This is a genomic window from Dyella kyungheensis, assembly GCF_049913195.1.
GTDB classification, from domain to species: Bacteria; Pseudomonadota; Gammaproteobacteria; order Xanthomonadales; family Rhodanobacteraceae; genus Dyella; species Dyella kyungheensis.
In genome coordinates, this window is the sequence record NZ_CP183983.1 from 1,941,335 (window position 1) to 1,959,076 (window position 17,742).

The following is a 17,742-nucleotide window of genomic DNA, read 5'->3' on the forward strand; positions in this document are numbered from 1 at the left end:
GACGGTAAGGTGACCCGGTGAATTGGGCCGACTACATCATTCTTGCCGTACTGGGCGTCTCGGTCTTGATTGGCCTGTGGCGCGGCCTCATTTCCGAGGTGTTGGCGCTGGCCATCTGGGTGGTGGCGTTCTGGGTGGCCTGGACCTACGGGCCCAGCGTGGCGGCGTATTTCGAACACAGTATCCAGCTGCCCTCGGCCCGGATCCTGGTGGGTTACGGCCTTTGCTTCATCGTCGTGTTGATTCTGGGAGCGCTGCTGCGCTTCGTGGTGAGCAAGCTGGTGGAGAGTACCGGGCTGTCCGGCACCGACCGCCTGCTTGGCATGGTGTTCGGTTTCGTGCGCGGCGTGCTGCTGGTGACGCTGGCGGTGTTCCTGCTCGGGTTTACCGCGTTCACGCGCGATCCCTGGTGGCACGATTCGGCGTTATTGCCGCAGTTCAAGGGAATGGCTGCGTGGCTGGGTGAGCGCGTGCCGGACAACGTCCGTCACTACCTCAATCCGCAGCCCCTGCTGGACCATTTACCCGCCTTGCCAGCGGGCATGCCAGGCGCTTCGCCAGCGACTGGACATGAAACCCATCCTGCGACCGCAACCACGGCCGCTCCGGCAGCGACTTTCTAATACAGGCTTTCAAACCATGTGCGGAATCATCGGCATCGTCGGCACCAGTGAGGTCGCCGCGTCACTTTATGACGGTTTGACCGTGTTGCAGCACCGTGGCCAGGACGCCGCCGGCATTGCCACGGTCGATGGCGCGCGCCTGCGCCTGCACAAGGGCAACGGCCTGGTGCGCGACGTGTTCAACCAGACCTCGATGAGCGGCCTGCGCGGCCGTATCGGCATCGGTCATTGCCGCTATCCCACGGCCGGTTCCGAAGGTTCGGCCGAGGCGCAGCCGTTCTACGTGAACTCGCCCTACGGCATCGCGTTCGCGCACAACGGCAACCTGGTCAACACCGAACAGCTGCGCCGCGAGATGTTCGAAGACGACCGCCGCCACATCAACACCGATTCCGATTCCGAAGTGCTGCTCAACGTGCTCGCGCACGAGCTGCAGATCCAGGATCGCATGGCGCTCACGCCCGACCACATCTTCAAGGCCGTGGCCGGCGTGCATCAGCGCGCGGCCGGTGGCTATGCGTGCATCGCGCTGGTGCTCGGCTACGGCCTGCTGGCCTTCCGCGATCCCAACGGCATCCGTCCGCTGGTGCTGGGCGAGCGCGTGACGGCCGAGGGCCGCGAATACGCCGTGGCGTCCGAGTCGGTGGCGCTGGATATCCTGGGCTTCAAGCGTCTGCGCGACCTGGACCCGGGTGAAGCCGTGATCATCACCGACGATGGCCAGCTGCATGCGCGTCATTGCTCCGAGGGCGCCACGCATGCGCCGTGCATCTTCGAATACGTCTATCTCGCCCGTCCGGACTCGATGATAGAGAACGTGTCGGTGTACAAGGCGCGTCTGCGCATGGGCCAGAAGCTGGCGGAGAAGATCCTGCGCGAGCGCCCGGACCACGGCATCGAGGCGGTGATCCCGATCCCCGACACCGCGCGCACCGCGGCTTCCGCGCTGGCTGAGGCGCTGGGCGTGCCGTTCCGCGAGGGCTTCGTCAAGAATCGCTACATCGGCCGCACCTTCATCATGCCGGGGCAGGGCGAGCGGGTGAAATCCGTGCGCCGCAAGCTCAATCCGGTCGAGCTGGAATTCCGCAAGAAGAACGTGCTGCTGGTGGACGACTCCATCGTGCGCGGCACCACCTCGCGCCAGATCATCCAGATGGCCCGCGAGGCCGGCGCGCGCAACGTGTACTTCGCCTCCGCCGCGCCGCCGGTGCGCTACCCGAACGTGTACGGCATCGACATGCCGGCCGCATCCGAGCTGGTGGCTTCCGGTCATTCCGAGAAGGAAGTGGAGAAGGTGCTCGGCGCCGACTGGCTGATCTACCAGGACCTCAAGGACCTGGTGTGGGCGGTGCAGGACGGCAACGAGAACCTCAAGCACTTCGACACCTCGTGCTTCTCCGGCGAGTACGTGACCGGCCTGGACAAGCAGTACCTGCAGCAGATCGAGATGCTGCGTTCGGATGATGCCAAGGCGGCGCGCCGCAGCGCCTAACTTGTAGGAGCGCACCCTGTGCGCGACCGCGGGGCATGGATGCTCCGCTCCGTCAGGTTGTCGCGCACAGGGTGCGCTCCTACAGTGTTTCCTCTATGACCGACGACCTCCACGCTGCGGCCAAACGCTGCCTCGACGCCACCGATCCCGCGGAGAAGCTGCGTCTCACGCATGCGACCTGGGCAGCGTTTCTCGCTGGCGAACTGCTTCCGCACGACCCGTCGCCCACACCCGAACCCATCGCCGCGCCAGGCCGCCCCGCGTTGCCGCGCCTGGTGCCGCAACGCCAGGTCCCACACCGTGGCCTGGGCTCCGCCGAAGGCCGGGCCGCACTCGTGCACGCCGTGGCGCACATCGAGTTCAACGCGATCAACCTCGCCTGGGATGCGGTCTACCGTTTTCGCGGGAAGCCGCTCGATTACTACCGCGACTGGGCCAGCTGCGCGCACGACGAGGCTCGCCACTTCGCCATGCTGTCGGAACGGCTTGCCGAGCTGGGGCACGTCTATGGCGATTTCGACGCGCACAATGGGCTGTGGGAAATGGCCGAGAAGACGGCGCACCACGACACCGCGCGGATGGCGCTGGTGCCGCGCGTGCTGGAGGCACGCGGCCTGGACGTGACGCCGGGGATGATCGAACGCCTGTTGTCGGTCGGCGACGAGCGCACCGTGGCCATTCTCGAAGTGATCCTGCGCGAGGAAGTGGCGCACGTGGCAGCGGGCACGCGCTGGTTCCATCACTGCTGCGAGCGCGATGGCCTCGATCCCCGCGAAACCTTCCTCGATCTGCTGCGCGAATACATGGGGCGCCAGCTGCGCGGCCCGTTCAACCGGCCGGCGCGACTGCAGGCGGGTTTCGACAGCGAGGAACTGGATCGCCTGGCCGAGCTTGCCTTGCTGTCCTGATCGCTGCGCGCACGCTGTCTGCGCGCAACCTGGCCATCGGGCAATAAAAAAGCCGGCACTGGGCCGGCTTTTTCATCGAATTTTTGGTCGGGGAGACAGGATTCGAACCTGCGACTTCTACGTCCCGAACGTAGCGCTCTACCAGGCTGAGCTACACCCCGTGGGAGCCGCGTATCTTAATGACACCTCCAAAGCTTGGCAACACTTGCGTGAAAAATTTTCGTCACACGCGTGCCAGGCGCTGTCGCAGCGCGTGTGAGGAGGGTCGGGGGCGGCCTTCTGCTAACCTATAGGGCTATGTCGGACCGGCCGCCAAGCCGTGCTGGCCGACGCTTTTCACCCCGCTAAGCAGAGGACTTCATGGCGCTTACCCAGGCCCGCACCATGCCCGGCGTGCTCGAGCTGTTGCCGCTCGACCAGATCGCGTTCCAGCGCATGCTCGACGTGATCCGCCGCAACTATGAGCGCTTCGGCTTTCTGCCGGTGGAAACGCCGGTGATGGAATTCTCCGACGTGCTGCTCACCAAGACGGGCGGTGAAACCGAGCGCCAGGTGTATTTCGTGCAATCCACCGGCGCACTGGCGAATGCCGAGAAGAACGACGGCGTGCCCGAACTGGCGCTGCGCTTCGACCTCACCGTACCGCTGGCCCGCTACGTGGCCGAACACGAGCACGATCTCTCGTTTCCGTTCCGTCGCTACCAGATGCAGCGCGTGTATCGCGGTGAGCGCGCCCAGCGCGGCCGCTTCCGCGAGTTCTACCAGTGCGACATCGACGTGATCGGCAAAGACAGCCTATCGGTGCGCTACGACGCCGAGCTGCCCGCAGTGATCTACAGCGTGTTCCGCGAACTGAACATCGGCGCGTTCACCATCCAGCTCAACAACCGCAAGCTGATGCGCGGCTTCTTCGAAAGCCTGGGCGTCACCGACGGCGAGCAGCAGACGCTGGTGCTGCGCGAAGTGGACAAGCTGGACAAGCGCGGCGCCGACTATGTGCGCGACACGCTGACCGGCGAATCGTTTGGCCTGAGTGCGGACACGGCGCAGAAGATCCTCGACTTCGTGCAAGTGCGTTCCAGCTCGCTGCAGGATGCGCTGGACAAGCTCGACGCGCTCGGCCCCGGCCCGGAAACAATGGAGCAGGGCCGCGCGGAGCTGAAGGAAGTGCTGCAGCTGATCCACGCGTTCGGCGTGCCCGAAACGCATTACGCGCTGAACCTGTCGATCGCGCGCGGGTTGGATTACTACACCGGCACCGTCTACGAGACCACGCTCAACGACCATCTGCAGATCGGCTCGATCTGCTCCGGTGGCCGCTACGAGAATCTTGCCGGCCAGTACACCAAGTCGCACCTGCCGGGCGTGGGCATTTCCATCGGTCTGACCCGCCTTTACTGGCAACTCCGCGATGCCGGCCTGATCGGTACCGCACGCAGCACGGTCGATGTGCTGGTGACGCAGATGGATGCGGCGCAGTTGCCGGCGTATCTCGCCGTGGCCAGCGAATTGCGTGGCGCGGGCATCGCTACGGAAGTGGTGCTCGATGGAGGCAAGCTCGGCAAGCAGTTCAAGTACGCCGATCGCGCGGGCATCCGCTTCGTGATCGTGCTGGGCGAAGACGAGTTGGCCAAGGGTGTGGTGACGGTGAAGGATCTGCGCCGCGAGGATCAGTTCGAAGTGTCGCGCGCCGACCTCATCAAGACCTTGCGTGTGGAACTGGCGCAGGCCGAAATCAGCGCCTGAGCGCGGTTCGCTTACATCACCTGCCGCCGCAGCCGTGAGGCGCGGCGGCTGACATCGACAGACGGCCCGTCCGGGCTGGAGCCAAGCATGACCGCAAAGACCATACTCCTGGACGGCAACAGCCTCACGCGCGATCAACTGGTGGCGGTGGCTCGCCAGGGTCTGCACGTGGAGCTCGACGACACGCAGCTGAAGCGCGTGCAGCGCGCGGCCGATTTCCTCGCCGACAAGGTGAGTTGCGGCGAACCTACCTATGGCGTCACCACCGGCTTCGGCAGCAATGCCGACAAGCTGCTGGGCGCGCACCGTCTGCGCGATGAACTGCCGGGCGGCAATCCCGACAAGCCCGAAGGCACGCTGCTGGAAGAGCTGCAGCACAACCTGATCACCACGCATGCGGTGTGCGTGGGCAAGCCGTTTGCGCCGGAAGTGGTGCGCGCGATGCTGGTGATCCGCATCAACACGCTGATGCGCGGCCACTCGGGCATTCGTGTGGAAACCTTGAAGGCGCTGACCGTGATGCTCAACGCCGGCATCGTGCCGGTGGTGCCGGAGAAGGGCTCAGTGGGCGCCAGTGGCGACCTTGCGCCGCTCTCGCATCTGGCCATCGTGCTGCTGGGTGGCGGCGAAGCGTTCTATCAAGGCGAACGCCTGCCGGGTGCGGAAGCACTCAAGCGAGCTGGTCTGACGCCGATCCGCCTGTCCTTCAAGGAAGGTCTTGCGCTCAACAATGGCACGGCGCAGATGCTCGCCACGGCTGCGCTGGCGCTGGACGAACTCGAACATCTGCTGGAGCTGGCCGATCTCGCCGCAGCGATGACGCTCGACGCCTTCGCCGGACGTAGCGGCGCGTTGCGCCCCGAAGTGCACGCGCTGCGTCCGCATCCGGGGCAGGTCGAGGCGGCCGCGCACGTGCGCGAACTGCTGGCGGGCAGCACGCTGGTCGATATTCCGTATCACCTGGTGCCGCGCTTCAAGTCGTGGTCGGCCGAAGCGTGGACCGATCCGTCCGATCAGGCCCTGACCTTCGACATCGGCTGGGATTGGGTGCCGGCCAACCAGCGTCACGGTCGCGAAGCGTTCTACGCACGCTTCCTGCCATTCAAGGGCGGCAAGAAGCACCAGCCGCAGGATGCCTATTGCCTGCGCTGCATGCCGCAGGTGCATGGCGCCGTGCGCGATGCCTGGGCCCAGGCCTGCCGCGTGATCGACGTGGAACTCAATGCGGTCACCGACAATCCGCTGATCTTCCCGGATGCGGAAGATGCGCAGTTCATCGAGGAGCAGGTGATCTCGGCGGGCCACTTCCACGGCATGCCGCTGGCGCTGGCCATGAGCTACGTGAAGGCAGCGATTCCCGTGCTGGCTTCGATCTCCGAGCGCCGCCTCAACAAGCTGGTGGACCCGGCGACCAACGACGGCCTGCCGGCGTTCCTCACCGGCAACGAGGACGGCACCGACTCCGGTTTCATGATCGTGCAGTACACCGCCGCCGCGCTGGTGAACGATCTGGCCACGCGCGCGCATCCGGCCAGCGTCTACTCGGTGCCCACCAGCGCGAACGCCGAAGACCACGTGTCGATGGGCGCCAACGAGGCGCGTCACGTGCTGGAGATGATGGAAGACCTCAGCTACGTGCTGGCGCTGGAGCTGTACACCGCGGCGCAGGCGCTGGATTTCCGCCAGGCCATGCTCAACGCCGCCTGCCGCCTGGCCGCCAAGGGCGACTGGCAGGCCTTGGCCGGCAAGGTGTCCAACGCGCCGCGCGAGGGCCATGCGCACCATGCGCAGTTCGTCGAGGAAGTGCAGCAGCTGACCGCGGCGCTGGCCAACGTGGGTGATTTCCACGCGGGCGAAGCGGTGCGCAAGGCGCACGATGCATTGCGCAAGCGGATCGGTTTCATGGCGCGCGATCGCGCCATGGATGGTGATGTGCGCACGGTGTGCGAGCTGGTGCGGCAGCGGGTTTTTGCTCCGTAAGATCAGAGGCTCTCGCGAACCGAGTCGCGCACAGGGTGCGCTCCCACAGGGGTCTCGAGACTCCCTTGTGGGAGCGCACCCTGTGCGCGACTCAATCTAGCGACTCGCTCGCCACAGCTGCCGCGCGATCCACCCCAGCCACAGCAGAATCAACACGATCAACGCCTTCTGCGTCAGCCCAGGCGGCAGGCCTTTCCACAACGCCAGCACCCACATCTGCACGAAGGCCAGCGACGCCAGCACGACTCCGGCGTTGCGGCCGACCCGCATCCGCGCATCGTGCAGCCATCGTGACGAGAGCAGCAGCATGCCCATCACGAGGCACAGGAAGGTCGTCTGCGCGGCCAGGCCGTGGATCAGGCGGGCGAGTTCTTCCTGCGGCGTGTGCTCGTACAACACGGTGACGGCCACCACCGGTAGCGCGAGCGCGGCGACGAGAAACAAAGCGCTCGCCAGTCCGCTGGGCCCGGCGGGTTGCATGCCTCGGAAACCTGCCCATGCAAGACACGCCAGCGCGCTGGCCATCAGGTAGTACGCAGCGCGCAACCAGCCTCCGCCGGGACCGCGCAGATACGCGCTGAGCGGCATGGCGATCGGGTCCAGGTCCGCGCGTGTCCACTGCAGCACGCCGGCCGTGAGCGCGAACACCAGGGCGACGAAAGCGATCCAGCATGCAGCGAATGCAAGTGGCCTGCTTCGATGGGGCGCGCTCATCCGATGCCCTTAGTCGGCAGCGGGTGCCGGGGCGGCGTGGTGATGATCGCTCAGCGGCACTTCGGGCAGCAGCAGGATCAGCACGAATGCGCAGGCCACGATGCAGGCGCCGACGGTGAACGTCGAGGCGATGGCGTGGCGATAGACCATCACCGCCGCATTCGTCACCTGGTGCAGCAGCGGATGGTTGGCCATGCCGCCACCCTCGGGCGTCATGGCGGCGGTAGGCATCGTGGCGGCGACATGGCCGCGCAGCTGCCACGCGAGGATGGCGCCGGAACCCGCCACGCCGACCAGTCCGCCCAGCGAACGGAAGAACGTCAACGTAGCCGTGCCGACGCCGCGATGAATCGGCGCAAGCGCACTCTGCACGGCAATCGTCACGTTGGGCATCACCAGACCGAGGCCAAGGCCGAGCACGAAGATCGAGGGTTCGATGATATAGAGGCTTTGCGCAGTCGCCGCACTCCACGCCAGCACGCCGAAGGACATCGTGGCCACGGCCAGCCCCGCCACCACGGTGGGCTTGTAGCGTCCGGCGCGCATCAGCACGCGTCCGTTGAACAGCGCGGACAGCGCGATGCCCATCGTCATCGGACCGGTGAGTACGCCGGAGCGGGCAGGGCTCACGCCCATCACCAGCTGGAAGAACAGCGGGAAGAACAGGCTCGCGCCCATCAGGCCCATGAAGGTCAGCGCCATCACGATGCTGGCGATCACGAACAGGCGATTGTGGAACAGGTCCAATGGCAGCACGGGTTCGGGTTCGTGCTTGACGTGCCGCACGAACATCACGCCGGTGACCAATGCGAATGCGCTGAGTGCGATGATCGGCATCGACAGCCACGGCCATTCGCCGCCGCCGAGCGTCAGCACCAGCAGCAACGCAATCGTGCAGGTGGTCATCAGCAGCGAGCCGAGATAGTCGATGCGCCGCGCGTGCAGCGGCGTGTATTGCCGGAGCGTGCGGCTGATGATCACGAAGGCCACCGCGCCCACCGGCAGGTTGACGAAGAAGATCCAATGCCACGACAGCACGTCGGTGATGACGCCGCCGATCACCGGACCCACCACGCTGCACAGCGCGAAGATGCCGGCCACCACGCCTTGCCGCTTCCCGCGCTGGGTAGGCGGCACCATGTCGCCGATGATGATCTGCGCCAGCGGCAGCAGGCCGCCCGCGCCAATGCCCTGGATCGCGCGGAACACGATCAGCTCGACCAGGTTGCGCGCCGCGCCGCACAGCACGGAGCCGAGCAGGAACATGAAGATGGCGAAGTACAGCACCGGCTTGCGGCCGTACTGATCGCTCAGCTTGCCGTACAGCGGCATGGTGGCCGTGGACGCCAGCACGTACGAGGTCACCACCCACGACAAATGGCTGATGCCGCCCAGGTCGCTGACGATGCGGGGAAGCGCGGTGGCGACGATGCTCTGGTCGATGGCGCCGAGCGCAAGCACGATCACCAGCCCGGCAAAGACCCGGCGGATTTCCAGCTCAGTGGGTGGATGGGTCGCCTGCGTGGTGGCAGTGACGGTGGCGCTGGGAGTGCTCATGCGTCGATGTCGTTGAGTTCGAGGTCGTTCAAGGCAGGGACCGCGGCCCACAGGGCGGCGCGCGAAGAAGGCGGGAGTTGCATCAGCGCTTTCACCAACTGGTCGGTGCGCCGCTTGCGTTTGGAGTCGATGAGCGCGAGCCCGTGCGTCGTGGCCATCAGGCCTACACGACGCCGGTCGCCCGCGGCGGGCTCGGTGCGCTTCACCAGGCCGGCGGCCACCATGCTGTTGATGTGACCGGTCACGGTGGGGCTGCGCAGGTTCTCCAGCCGGGCCAGTTCGCCCACGCCGATGCCCGGGTTCTCCACGATCTGCACCAGCAGCGGCAGGTGCAGCGGCGACATGTCCTGGTCGACCGCGTGCCGGCGCAGCTGGCGATACAGCCGCCGCAACGCCGACCGTAGCTGTTCGGCCAGTGCTCGCGCGTCGCTGTCGGCGGATGGGCTCATGCGGGGCTTGGGTCATTAAATAGGTAGGCTACCTATCTAATTTAACCCGGATGGCCCGGCTTGGCGAGTGCCGACGGTCAGGTGGGCTGGCGCAGCGGATCGAGTCGGTCGCCGTGCAGGCGGCCCAGCCGGACCGCTTGCGCGGCATCGATCAGCCGTTCGTCGATCTCGTGCAGCGGGAGCGTCTCGCGTTCGAGGGCGATGTCGTCCAGCAGCGCGGACAGGGCCAGCGTGTAGATGCCCTGGAGCGGGGCATCGCCGCGCAGCGATTCCAGCCGCACCGCCTCGGCCAGCGCGATGGCCGCCACGGCGAGAGGATGGGGTTTGCGCCCTTCGCGACCATCGAACAGCGCGGGCCGAATCGCACACGCATGGTTCACCAGCTCGGCGGCGAGTGTGCCTGGCGCCCCTTCCAGGAAGCCCTGGTCGATCAGCCGCTGCAGCTTGCGCGTGACCAGCGAAATCGCGGGCAGGCGGTCTGCGTTGTCGAACGTGGCTTCGGATTCGTCCATCGGGATTCCTGGGCTTTCGCTGGCGGCACGCGGCCATGGTCGCAAGAAATTGCTGCGCGACGAATCCCCCATTGGGCAGGGGGTGGGCGATGAATCGTGGGCTAGCAGCCCGGTTGCCGCCGGCGCCTCCGCCACGTATGATGCGATCCACTGTATTAACGCATTAGTACATTATGAAGCGCCGATCGATCGATCCCGAGACGCCCGCCGAGTCCGCCGAGCTGAGCCTGTGCGAGGCGTTGCTGTCCTTGAAGAACGCCGAGGAGATGTCGGCGTTCCTGCACGACCTGTGCACGCCCGCGGAACTGGAAGTGATGGTGGACCGCTGGCGCGTGGTGCCGTACTTGCTCGACGGGGTGTCCTACCGCGAGATCCACGAACGCACCGCCGTGAGCATCACCACCATCGGGCGCGTGGCGCGCTATCTCAACCAGGGCAGCGGCGGCTATCTCGCTGCGGCAGCCCGCGCGGCGCGTCGTCGGGCGGCAAGCAAGAAGGCAAAGGCATCATGAAACCGCGCGACCGACTGCGTATCGCGATGCAAAAATCCGGCCGGCTTACCGAGCCCGCGCTGGAGTTGCTCAACCGTTGTGGCCTCACGTTCCGGCAGAGCCGCGACAAGCTGTTCTGTTTCGGCGAAGGCGAGCCGGTCGACCTGCTGCTGGTGCGCGACGACGACATCCCCGGCCTGATCGCGCAGGGCGTATGCGACCTGGGCATCGTGGGTCGCAACGTACTCAACGAATATCGCCTTACCGGCGGCCTGGCTGGCCCCGCGCTGGCCGAGTGGCGGCCGCTGGGTTTTGGGCGTTGCCGGCTGTCGGTGGCGGTGCCGCAGGAACTCGATTATCGCGACGCCTCGCAGCTGCAGGGCCAGCGCATCGCCACCTCGTATCCGGGCCTGCTCGGCGAATGGCTGCGCGAACGCGGCGTCGATGCCAGCGTGGTCACGCTGGCCGGTTCGGTCGAGATCGCGCCGCGACTGGGCACGGCCGATGCCATCTGCGATCTGGTGCAGAGCGGCGGCACGCTGGTCGCCAACCAGTTGCGCGAAGCGGATGTGTTGCTGGAAAGCGAAGCGGTGCTGGCCGGTCCGCAGGCGCTGCCTTCGGACGAGCGCGGCGACATGATCGAGCTGCTGCTCAAGCGCCTGGACGGCGTCATCCAGGTGCGCGAGTCGCGACTGCTGTTGCTGCAGACCTCGCGCGGCGCGCTGGACGCGGTCATCCGACTGCTGCCGGGCGGTCCGCAACCCACGCTGCTGCCGGTGGCCGGGCAGCCCGACCAGTTGATGCTGCAGGCGCTGTGTGCCGGCGAAGTCAGCTGGCGCCAGCTGGAAGAGATCAAGAAGGCCGGGGCGCGCGAGATGTTCGTGTTGCCGGTCGAGAAGATGCTTGCGTGATGCAGGCTGCATGAACGAGCCCACCGTATGAACCGCCTAGACTGGAATGCATTGGATAAGCAGGGGCAGCGCGCCGCGCTGTCGCGTCCCGCGCAGTCGCGCGCCGAGAGCCTGCGCAGCGGCGTCGAGCAGATCGTTGCCCGCGTGCGCGCCGATGGCGACGTGGCCCTGCGCGAACTCACCGCGACGCTGGACCGCTGCGTGCTGCACGCGATCGAAGTCACCGAGAAGGAGTGGCGAGAGGCCGAGCAGCGTCTGGCGCCGGAACTGAAGGCCGCCATCGAAGAGGCCGCCTCGCGCATCGACGCGTTCCATCGCGCCGCGGCGCCGCAGCCGGTGTCGCTGGATACCGCCCCGGGCGTGCGGGTGCAGCGCATGCTGCGCCCTGTCCATCGCGTGGGCCTGTATGTGCCCGCCGGTAGCGCACCGTTGCCGTCCACCGCCCTGATGCTCGGCGTGCCCGCGCGCATTGCCGGTTGCGCGGAAGTGGTGCTGTGTTCGCCGGCCCGCGCCGATGGCCGTTGCGACGATGCCGTGCTGTATGCCGCGCGCGTCACCGGCGTGCATCGTGTATTCAAGCTTGGTGGCGCGCAGGCGATTGCCGCCATGGCCTATGGCACCGATTCGGTACCCAAGTGCGACAAGTTGTTCGGCCCCGGCAACGCGTGGGTGACCGAGGCGAAGCTGCAGGTGTCGTCCGATCCGGAAGGTGCCGCGATCGACATGCCGGCGGGTCCGTCCGAGGTGCTGGTGATCGCCGATGCCAACGCGAACGCCGCCTTCGTGGCGGCCGATCTGCTGTCGCAGGCGGAGCACGGCCCGGATTCGCAGGTGATCCTGCTCAGCCCCTCGTCTTCCATGCTCGACGCCGTCGAGGCCGAAGTGAACGCACAGTGCGCCGCGTTGCCGCGCGCTGGAATCGCGGAACAGGCGTTGTCGCAGAGCCGCCTCATCGCCGTCTCGTCGCTGGCGCAGGCAGTGGAGGTCAGCAACCGCTATGCGCCGGAACACCTGATCCTGCAGGTCGACGAGCCGCGTGCGCTGCTCGATGCGATCCAGAGTGCCGGTTCCGTGTTCCTGGGCGCATGGACGCCCGAATCCGTGGGCGACTACTGCAGCGGCAGCAACCATGTGTTGCCGACGTACGGTTATGCGCGCAGCTACAGCGGCGTCTCCGTGGCCAGTTTCCAGAAGCAGATCACCGTGCAGGAGCTGTCGCCGGAAGGACTGCGCGCGATTGGTCCTTGCACGGCCACACTCGCGGCGGCCGAGCAGTTGGAAGCGCACCGCCGGGCCGTGACGCTGCGTCTGGCGGCTTTGGAGGATGCAGCATGAGCGTGCTCGATCTTGCACGCCCCGAGATTCGCGCGCTGCAGCCATACTCGTCGGCGCGGATGGAGGCGAGCGGTGGCCAGGTCCTGCTCAACGCCAACGAATCGGCCTGGGCACCCCCGGGCGATCATGCGCTGGCCTGCAACCGCTACCCCGATCCGCAGCCCGCGCCGCTCATCGATGCCCTGGCGCGCCTGTATGGCGTGCGCGCTTCGCAGGTGTTGGTGGGGCGCGGCAGCGACGAGGCGATCGACCTGCTGGTGCGCACGTTCTGCCGCGCCGGCCAGGATGCCATCGCGATCCAGCCGCCCACGTTCGGCATGTATGCGGTGAGTGCGCATATCCAGGGCGCGGGCGTCATCACGGTACCGCTGGCAGCGGATTTCAGCCTGGATGTGGACGCCGTGCTCGCAGCCCTCACGCCAGCAGTGAAACTGGTGTTCGTGTGCACGCCGAACAATCCCACCGGGCAGCTGGTGCGGTTGCAAGACGTGACGCGTCTCGCGCAGGCGCTGGTGGGCCGGGCGCTGCTGGTTGTCGACGAGGCCTATATCGAGTTTTCCGATGCGCCCAGCGCGGCGCCGCTGATCGACCAGTTCGACCATCTCGCCGTGCTTCGCACGTTGTCCAAGGCCTGGGCCCTGGCCGGTGCGCGCATCGGAACCCTGCTGGCGAACGAGCAGGTCATCGCCTTGCTGCGCCGAGTGATGGCGCCGTATCCGCTGCCGCGTCCTTGCGTGGCCTTGGCGCTGGAAGCATTGACGGAAAGCGGACAAGACGCGGCTCGCGCACATATCGCCGTTGTGCGAGAGCAACGTGCGCGGATGGCTCGTGCCGTCGCGGAAGTACCTGGTGTGCGCGAAGTGCTGCCGTCGCAGGCCAACTTCCTTGCCGTGCGTTTCGACGATGCGAGCGCCGTCTATCAGCGCTTGTTGGCCGCCGGCATCGTGGTCCGCGATATCCAGCGCTATCCGCAGCTCGGCGACGCGCTGCGCATCACCGTAGGCCTGCCCGAGGAGAACGACCGCGTGCTCGACGTATTGCAGAACCGGCTCCAGGACGAGCGAGCGTTGGCCGCGGGACAACGCCCATGAGCCGCAAGATCCTCTTCATCGACCGCGACGGCTGCCTGATCGAGGAGCCGGAAGACTTCCAGATCGACAGCTACGAGAAGTTCGCGCTGCTGCCGGGCGTCATCGCAGCGTTGCAGCGTTGCGTGGCCGCAGGCTACGAACTGGTGATGGTGACCAACCAGGATGGCCTGGGCACCGACAGTTTTCCGGAGACGGATTTCGCCGGCCCGCACGACCTGCTGCTGCGCATTCTCTCTTCGCAAGGCATCCCGGTCAGCGAGGTGTTGATCGACCGCAGCTTCCTGCATGAGCGCAAGGACACCCGCAAGCCGGGCATCGGCTTGATGCGCCACTACCTGGCGGACGACGGCTGGAGTCGCGCGGCATCGGCCATGGTGGGCGACCGCGAGACGGACCTGCAGTTCGCCGCCAACATGGGCGTGCGCGGCTTCCAGGTGGGCCCGCAGGGGCTGGGCTGGGCCGAAATTGCCCATCAGTTGCTCGATGCGCCGCGCATGGCCACAGTGGAACGCAACACGCGCGAAACACGCATCACGGTGAGCGTGAACCTCGATAAGACGGCCGAGCCGCAGGTGCACACCGGCCTGGGTTTCTTCGATCACATGCTGGAGCAGATCGGCAAGCACGGCGGTTTTGCACTGGCTTTGCGTTGCGACGGCGATACGCAGATCGACGAGCACCACACCATCGAGGATTGCGCGCTGGCTTTGGGTCAGGCCTTGCGCCAGGCGCTGGGCGACAAGCGCGGCATCGGCCGTTACGGCTTCGTGCTGCCGATGGACGAAGCGCAGGCGAGCGCGGCGCTGGATCTTTCCGGTCGCCCGTACTTCGTCTTCGAAGGCCAGTTTCCCCGCGAACGGGTGGGCGATGTGCCCACCGAACTGGTTCCGCATTTCTTCCGCTCGCTGTGCGAAACGCTGGGCGCCAACCTGCACCTGAGCGTGCAGGGCGAGAACGCGCACCACATGGTGGAAGCGTGCTTCAAGGTGGTGGCGCGCACGCTGCGCCAGGCGATCCGACGCGAGGGCAGCGAGCTGCCGAGCACCAAGGGAGCGCTCTGATGAGCGTGGTGCTGGTGGACGCCGGTGGTACCAATATCGGTTCGGTGCGCTACGCCTTGCAGCGCCTCGGCGTCGATGCGTCGCTCACTTCGGACGCCGAGGCGATCCGTACGGCGGACAAGGTGATCCTGCCCGGCGTGGGCGCGGCCGGTCCGGGCATGGCGCGCCTGCACGAACTTGGCCTGGTTGACCTGATGCGTTCGCTGACCCAGCCGGTGCTTGGCGTATGCCTGGGCATGCAGCTGTTGTGCGAGCGCTCGGAAGAGGGCGATACGGCGTGTCTCGGCGTGATTCCCGCCACGGTGCATCGCTTTGCCGAGCAGCCGGGTCTGCGCGTGCCGCATATGGGCTGGAACCGGCTGCAACGCCAGCGCGAGCACCGTTTGCTGGAGGGTCTGGCGGACGGCGACTGGGCCTACTTCGTGCACAGCTACGCGGTGCCCGCGGGCGATCACGCGCTGGCCACCACGGAGTTTGGCGGCCCGTTCGCCGCCGTCATCGCGCGCGGCAACTTTCATGGCATGCAGTTTCACCCCGAACGCTCGGCCAAGGTCGGCGCTCGCCTGCTGAAGAATTTCCTCGAACTATGAGCTTCACCGTCATTCCCGCCATCGACTTGCGCGCTGGCCGCGTCGTCCGCCTCAAGCAGGGCGACTACGCGCAACAGACCACCTACGATTTCGACCCCCGTTCGCTCGCCCGCGACTACGCACAGGCTGGCGCCCAGTGGCTGCACCTGGTCGATCTCGACGGCGCCCGCGGCGGCAGCCTGGAGAATCTCGCGGTGATCGAGGCAATCGCCCGCGATGGCATGCACATCCAGGCTGGCGGTGGCGTGCGTTCCGAGGCGGATGTGCAGCGCCTGCTCGATGCCGGCGTGTCGCGCGTGGTACTGGGCAGCCTGGCGATACGCGAGCCGGCGATGGTGGAAGGCTGGCTGGCCTCGCGCGGCGCGCAGCGCTTCACCCTGGCCCTGGACACCTTGTATCGCGATGGAACGTGGACGCTGCCGAGTGCCGGCTGGACGGAGATGGAATCCAACACCTTGGACGCGCTGGCGCCCTGGTATGCGGAGCGGGGCGCCAAGCATCTGCTGTGCACCGACATCGATCGCGACGGCATGTTGGCGGGCTTCAATCTCGACCTCTACCGCTATCTCGTCACGCTGGTGCCGTCGATGGCCGTGCAGGCGTCGGGCGGCGTGCGTTCGCTCGACGACATCCGCGCGGCACGCGAGGCGGGTGCGCAAGGCGTGATCCTTGGTCGCGCCTTGCTCGAAGGCCGTTTCACGCTGAAGGAAGCGCTCGCATGCTGAGCCGTCGACTGATTCCCTGTCTGGACGTGCGCGACGGCAAGGTGGTGAAGGGCGTGCGTTTCCGCGATCACGTGGTGATGGGCGAGATCGTCGATCTCGCGCTTCGCTATCGCGACGAAGGTGCGGACGAACTGGTGTTCTACGACATCACGGCCAGTCCGGAAGGGCGCAGCGTGGACCGTGGATGGGTGGAGCGCGTGGCGAGCGTGATCGACATTCCTTTTTGCGTCGCGGGCGGCATCCGCAGCGTGGACGACGCACGCGCCGTGCTGCACGCCGGCGCGGACAAGATCTCGGTGAATTCACCCGCGCTCGAACGTCCCCCGCTGATCGACGAACTGGCCGCGGCCTTCGGCGTGCAGTGCGTGGTGGTGGGCGTGGACAGCTTGCGCGATGCCGATGGCGAATGGCGCGTGCGCCAATACACCGGCGATCCTTCGCGCACGCAGGCGCTGCCCCGGCGCACGCTGGACTGGATCGTGGAAGCGCAACAGCGCGGTGCCGGCGAGATCGTGCTCAATTGCATGGGCAGCGACGGCGTGCGGCAGGGCTACGATCTGGAACAACTGGGGGCAGCGCGCAGCCTTTGCCAAGTGCCGCTGATTGCTTCCGGCGGTGCCGGTACAGCGGAGCATTTCCGCGATGCGTTCGTGCAGGCCGATGTCGATGGCGCGCTCGCGGCCAGCGTCTTCCACTCCGGCGCCATCGCCATTCCCGCGCTCAAGCAATCGTTGCGTGCGTGGGGTGTGGCGGTGCGAATCTGACTACTCATAACCGATCGGTAGCCACCATGAAGTCCACGCTCGATCCCGCACGACTCGACTGGCCCAAGGGCGATGGCCTGCTGCCGGTGATCGTGCAGCACTGGCTCACCGGCGAGGTATTGATGCTGGGCTACATGAATGCCGAGGCGCTGGCCGCCACCCAAAGCAGCGGCCACGTGACCTTCTTCAGCCGCAGCAAGCAGCGCTTGTGGATGAAGGGCGAGACGTCCGGACATGTGCTGGTGCTGAAGTCCGCGCGCATGGATTGCGACGCGGACACCTTGCTGGTGCAGGCCGAACCGCACGGGCCGACCTGCCACACCGGCACGCGCAGCTGCTTCGGCGATGCGGTGCAACCGCCGCTCGGTTTCCTTGCGGAACTGGACGCGCTGATTGCACAGCGACACGAACAGCGCCCGGCCGGCAGCTATACCACCCAGCTGTTCGAAGGCGGCATCCGGCGCATGGCGCAGAAGGTGGGCGAAGAAGGTGTCGAGACGGCGCTGGCGGCCGTGGCGCAAGACGACGAAGCGTTGCTGGGCGAAGCCGCCGATCTGGTCTACCACCTCACGGTGGCATTGCGGGCTCGCGGTCTGGGGCTCGCCGACGTTGCGGCGGTTCTTGCGAAACGCCATGGCGCGAGCCGCTCGTCATAACCCTTCGGGAATGAGCCGCGCCACAACGGCACGGACGGCTAGCGCGCCCTTAACGGCGCCTGTGATTTCTTGTTTCCAGCGCAGGCCGACTGCACGCCTTGGGATGTGAAGGCGATTTTCACCCGGGGTTTCTTTCC

At 66.6% G+C, this 17,742-nt stretch carries 18 protein-coding genes and 1 tRNA gene; 14 read left to right on the forward strand and 5 right to left on the reverse strand.

All coding sequences use genetic code 11. The features are described 5' to 3' along the window. Positions 1-17: 17 nt before the first annotated feature. From ACN9MB_RS08610 to ACN9MB_RS08620, 3 genes are all read left to right on the forward strand, one after another. On the forward strand, positions 18-623 hold the full coding sequence (locus ACN9MB_RS08610; RefSeq protein ID WP_426271502.1) for a CvpA family protein: 606 nt from the start codon (positions 18-20) through the stop codon (positions 621-623). A 16-nt stretch (positions 624-639) separates the two neighbouring features. Further along, the gene (purF, locus tag ACN9MB_RS08615; protein ID WP_426271503.1) at positions 640-2,115 is read left to right on the forward strand and encodes an amidophosphoribosyltransferase; all 1,476 of its coding nucleotides are present in this window, start codon (positions 640-642) and stop codon (positions 2,113-2,115) included. 95 nt (positions 2,116-2,210) lie between these two features. Continuing rightward, entirely contained in the window at positions 2,211-3,023 is an 813-nt protein-coding gene (locus tag ACN9MB_RS08620; protein WP_426271504.1) for a ferritin-like domain-containing protein, read from the forward strand. Between the two features lie 84 nt (positions 3,024-3,107). Here ACN9MB_RS08620 and ACN9MB_RS08625 read toward each other — a convergent pair. Then, positions 3,108-3,184: transfer RNA gene (locus ACN9MB_RS08625), tRNA-Pro, on the reverse strand. Positions 3,185-3,383: 199 nt separating this feature from the next. Here ACN9MB_RS08625 and hisS point away from each other — a divergent pair. Together hisS and ACN9MB_RS08635 are read left to right on the forward strand one after the other, a co-directional pair. Beyond that, positions 3,384-4,769: a histidine--tRNA ligase gene (hisS, locus tag ACN9MB_RS08630; RefSeq protein WP_204635583.1), complete on the forward strand. Its 1,386-nt coding sequence runs from the start codon at positions 3,384-3,386 to the stop codon at positions 4,767-4,769. Positions 4,770-4,856: 87 nt separating this feature from the next. Beyond that, a complete protein-coding gene (locus ACN9MB_RS08635) occupies positions 4,857-6,749 on the forward strand; it encodes an HAL/PAL/TAL family ammonia-lyase (protein WP_426271505.1) in 1,893 nt (630 codons plus the stop codon). Positions 6,750-6,845: 96 nt separating this feature from the next. On the opposite strand, the gene ACN9MB_RS08640 is transcribed toward ACN9MB_RS08635, so the two are convergent. The 4 genes from ACN9MB_RS08640 to ACN9MB_RS08655 all read right to left on the reverse strand — a co-directional run bounded on the left by ACN9MB_RS08640 (position 6,846) and on the right by ACN9MB_RS08655 (position 9,981). Further along, positions 6,846-7,463, reverse strand: a complete 618-nt coding sequence (locus ACN9MB_RS08640) for a DUF998 domain-containing protein (RefSeq protein ID WP_426271506.1) — start codon at positions 7,461-7,463, stop codon at positions 6,846-6,848. 9 nt (positions 7,464-7,472) lie between these two features. Continuing rightward, on the reverse strand, positions 7,473-9,020 hold the full coding sequence (locus tag ACN9MB_RS08645; RefSeq protein WP_426271507.1) for an MDR family MFS transporter: 1,548 nt from the start codon (positions 9,018-9,020) through the stop codon (positions 7,473-7,475). Further along, the gene (locus ACN9MB_RS08650) at positions 9,017-9,469 is read right to left on the reverse strand and encodes a MarR family winged helix-turn-helix transcriptional regulator (protein ID WP_204635587.1); all 453 of its coding nucleotides are present in this window, start codon (positions 9,467-9,469) and stop codon (positions 9,017-9,019) included. The genes ACN9MB_RS08645 and ACN9MB_RS08650 overlap by 4 nt, the downstream gene beginning before the upstream one ends. A 77-nt stretch (positions 9,470-9,546) precedes the next feature. Next, positions 9,547-9,981 carry a hypothetical protein gene (locus ACN9MB_RS08655; protein WP_426271508.1) on the reverse strand — a complete coding sequence of 145 codons (435 nt, stop codon included), beginning with the start codon at positions 9,979-9,981 and terminating at the stop codon, positions 9,547-9,549. 173 nt (positions 9,982-10,154) lie between these two features. Here ACN9MB_RS08655 and ACN9MB_RS08660 point away from each other — a divergent pair, with 173 nt between their 5' ends. From ACN9MB_RS08660 to hisIE, 9 genes are read left to right on the forward strand one after another with little or no spacing between them, the layout of a single operon-like run. Then, entirely contained in the window at positions 10,155-10,493 is a 339-nt protein-coding gene (locus ACN9MB_RS08660) for a YerC/YecD family TrpR-related protein (RefSeq protein WP_204635589.1), read from the forward strand. After that, positions 10,490-11,383: an ATP phosphoribosyltransferase gene (gene hisG / locus ACN9MB_RS08665; RefSeq protein WP_204635590.1), complete on the forward strand. Its 894-nt coding sequence runs from the start codon at positions 10,490-10,492 to the stop codon at positions 11,381-11,383. Before ACN9MB_RS08660 ends, hisG begins: the two co-directional genes overlap by 4 nt. Before the next feature lie 27 nt (positions 11,384-11,410). Further along, positions 11,411-12,718 carry a histidinol dehydrogenase gene (hisD, locus tag ACN9MB_RS08670; protein WP_204635591.1) on the forward strand — a complete coding sequence of 436 codons (1,308 nt, stop codon included), beginning with the start codon at positions 11,411-11,413 and terminating at the stop codon, positions 12,716-12,718. Continuing rightward, complete coding sequence (hisC, locus tag ACN9MB_RS08675) at positions 12,715-13,809, forward strand: histidinol-phosphate transaminase (RefSeq protein WP_426271509.1); 1,095 nt, start codon at positions 12,715-12,717, stop codon at positions 13,807-13,809. Before hisD ends, hisC begins: the two co-directional genes overlap by 4 nt. Continuing rightward, the gene (gene hisB, locus ACN9MB_RS08680) at positions 13,806-14,870 is read left to right on the forward strand and encodes a bifunctional histidinol-phosphatase/imidazoleglycerol-phosphate dehydratase HisB (RefSeq protein ID WP_204635593.1); all 1,065 of its coding nucleotides are present in this window, start codon (positions 13,806-13,808) and stop codon (positions 14,868-14,870) included. Before hisC ends, hisB begins: the two co-directional genes overlap by 4 nt. Then, the gene (gene hisH, locus ACN9MB_RS08685; protein ID WP_204635594.1) at positions 14,870-15,460 is read left to right on the forward strand and encodes an imidazole glycerol phosphate synthase subunit HisH; all 591 of its coding nucleotides are present in this window, start codon (positions 14,870-14,872) and stop codon (positions 15,458-15,460) included. Before hisB ends, hisH begins: the two co-directional genes overlap by 1 nt. After that, positions 15,457-16,185 carry a 1-(5-phosphoribosyl)-5-[(5-phosphoribosylamino)methylideneamino]imidazole-4-carboxamide isomerase gene (gene hisA, locus ACN9MB_RS08690; RefSeq protein WP_426271510.1) on the forward strand — a complete coding sequence of 243 codons (729 nt, stop codon included), beginning with the start codon at positions 15,457-15,459 and terminating at the stop codon, positions 16,183-16,185. The genes hisH and hisA overlap by 4 nt, the downstream gene beginning before the upstream one ends. Beyond that, positions 16,179-16,949, forward strand: coding sequence for an imidazole glycerol phosphate synthase subunit HisF (gene hisF, locus ACN9MB_RS08695; RefSeq protein WP_204635596.1), 771 nt, complete (start codon positions 16,179-16,181; stop codon positions 16,947-16,949). The genes hisA and hisF overlap by 7 nt, the downstream gene beginning before the upstream one ends. Positions 16,950-16,975: 26 nt before the next feature. Then, positions 16,976-17,605, forward strand: coding sequence for a bifunctional phosphoribosyl-AMP cyclohydrolase/phosphoribosyl-ATP diphosphatase HisIE (hisIE, locus tag ACN9MB_RS08700; RefSeq protein ID WP_426271511.1), 630 nt, complete (start codon positions 16,976-16,978; stop codon positions 17,603-17,605). Positions 17,606-17,742 lie beyond the last annotated feature (137 nt).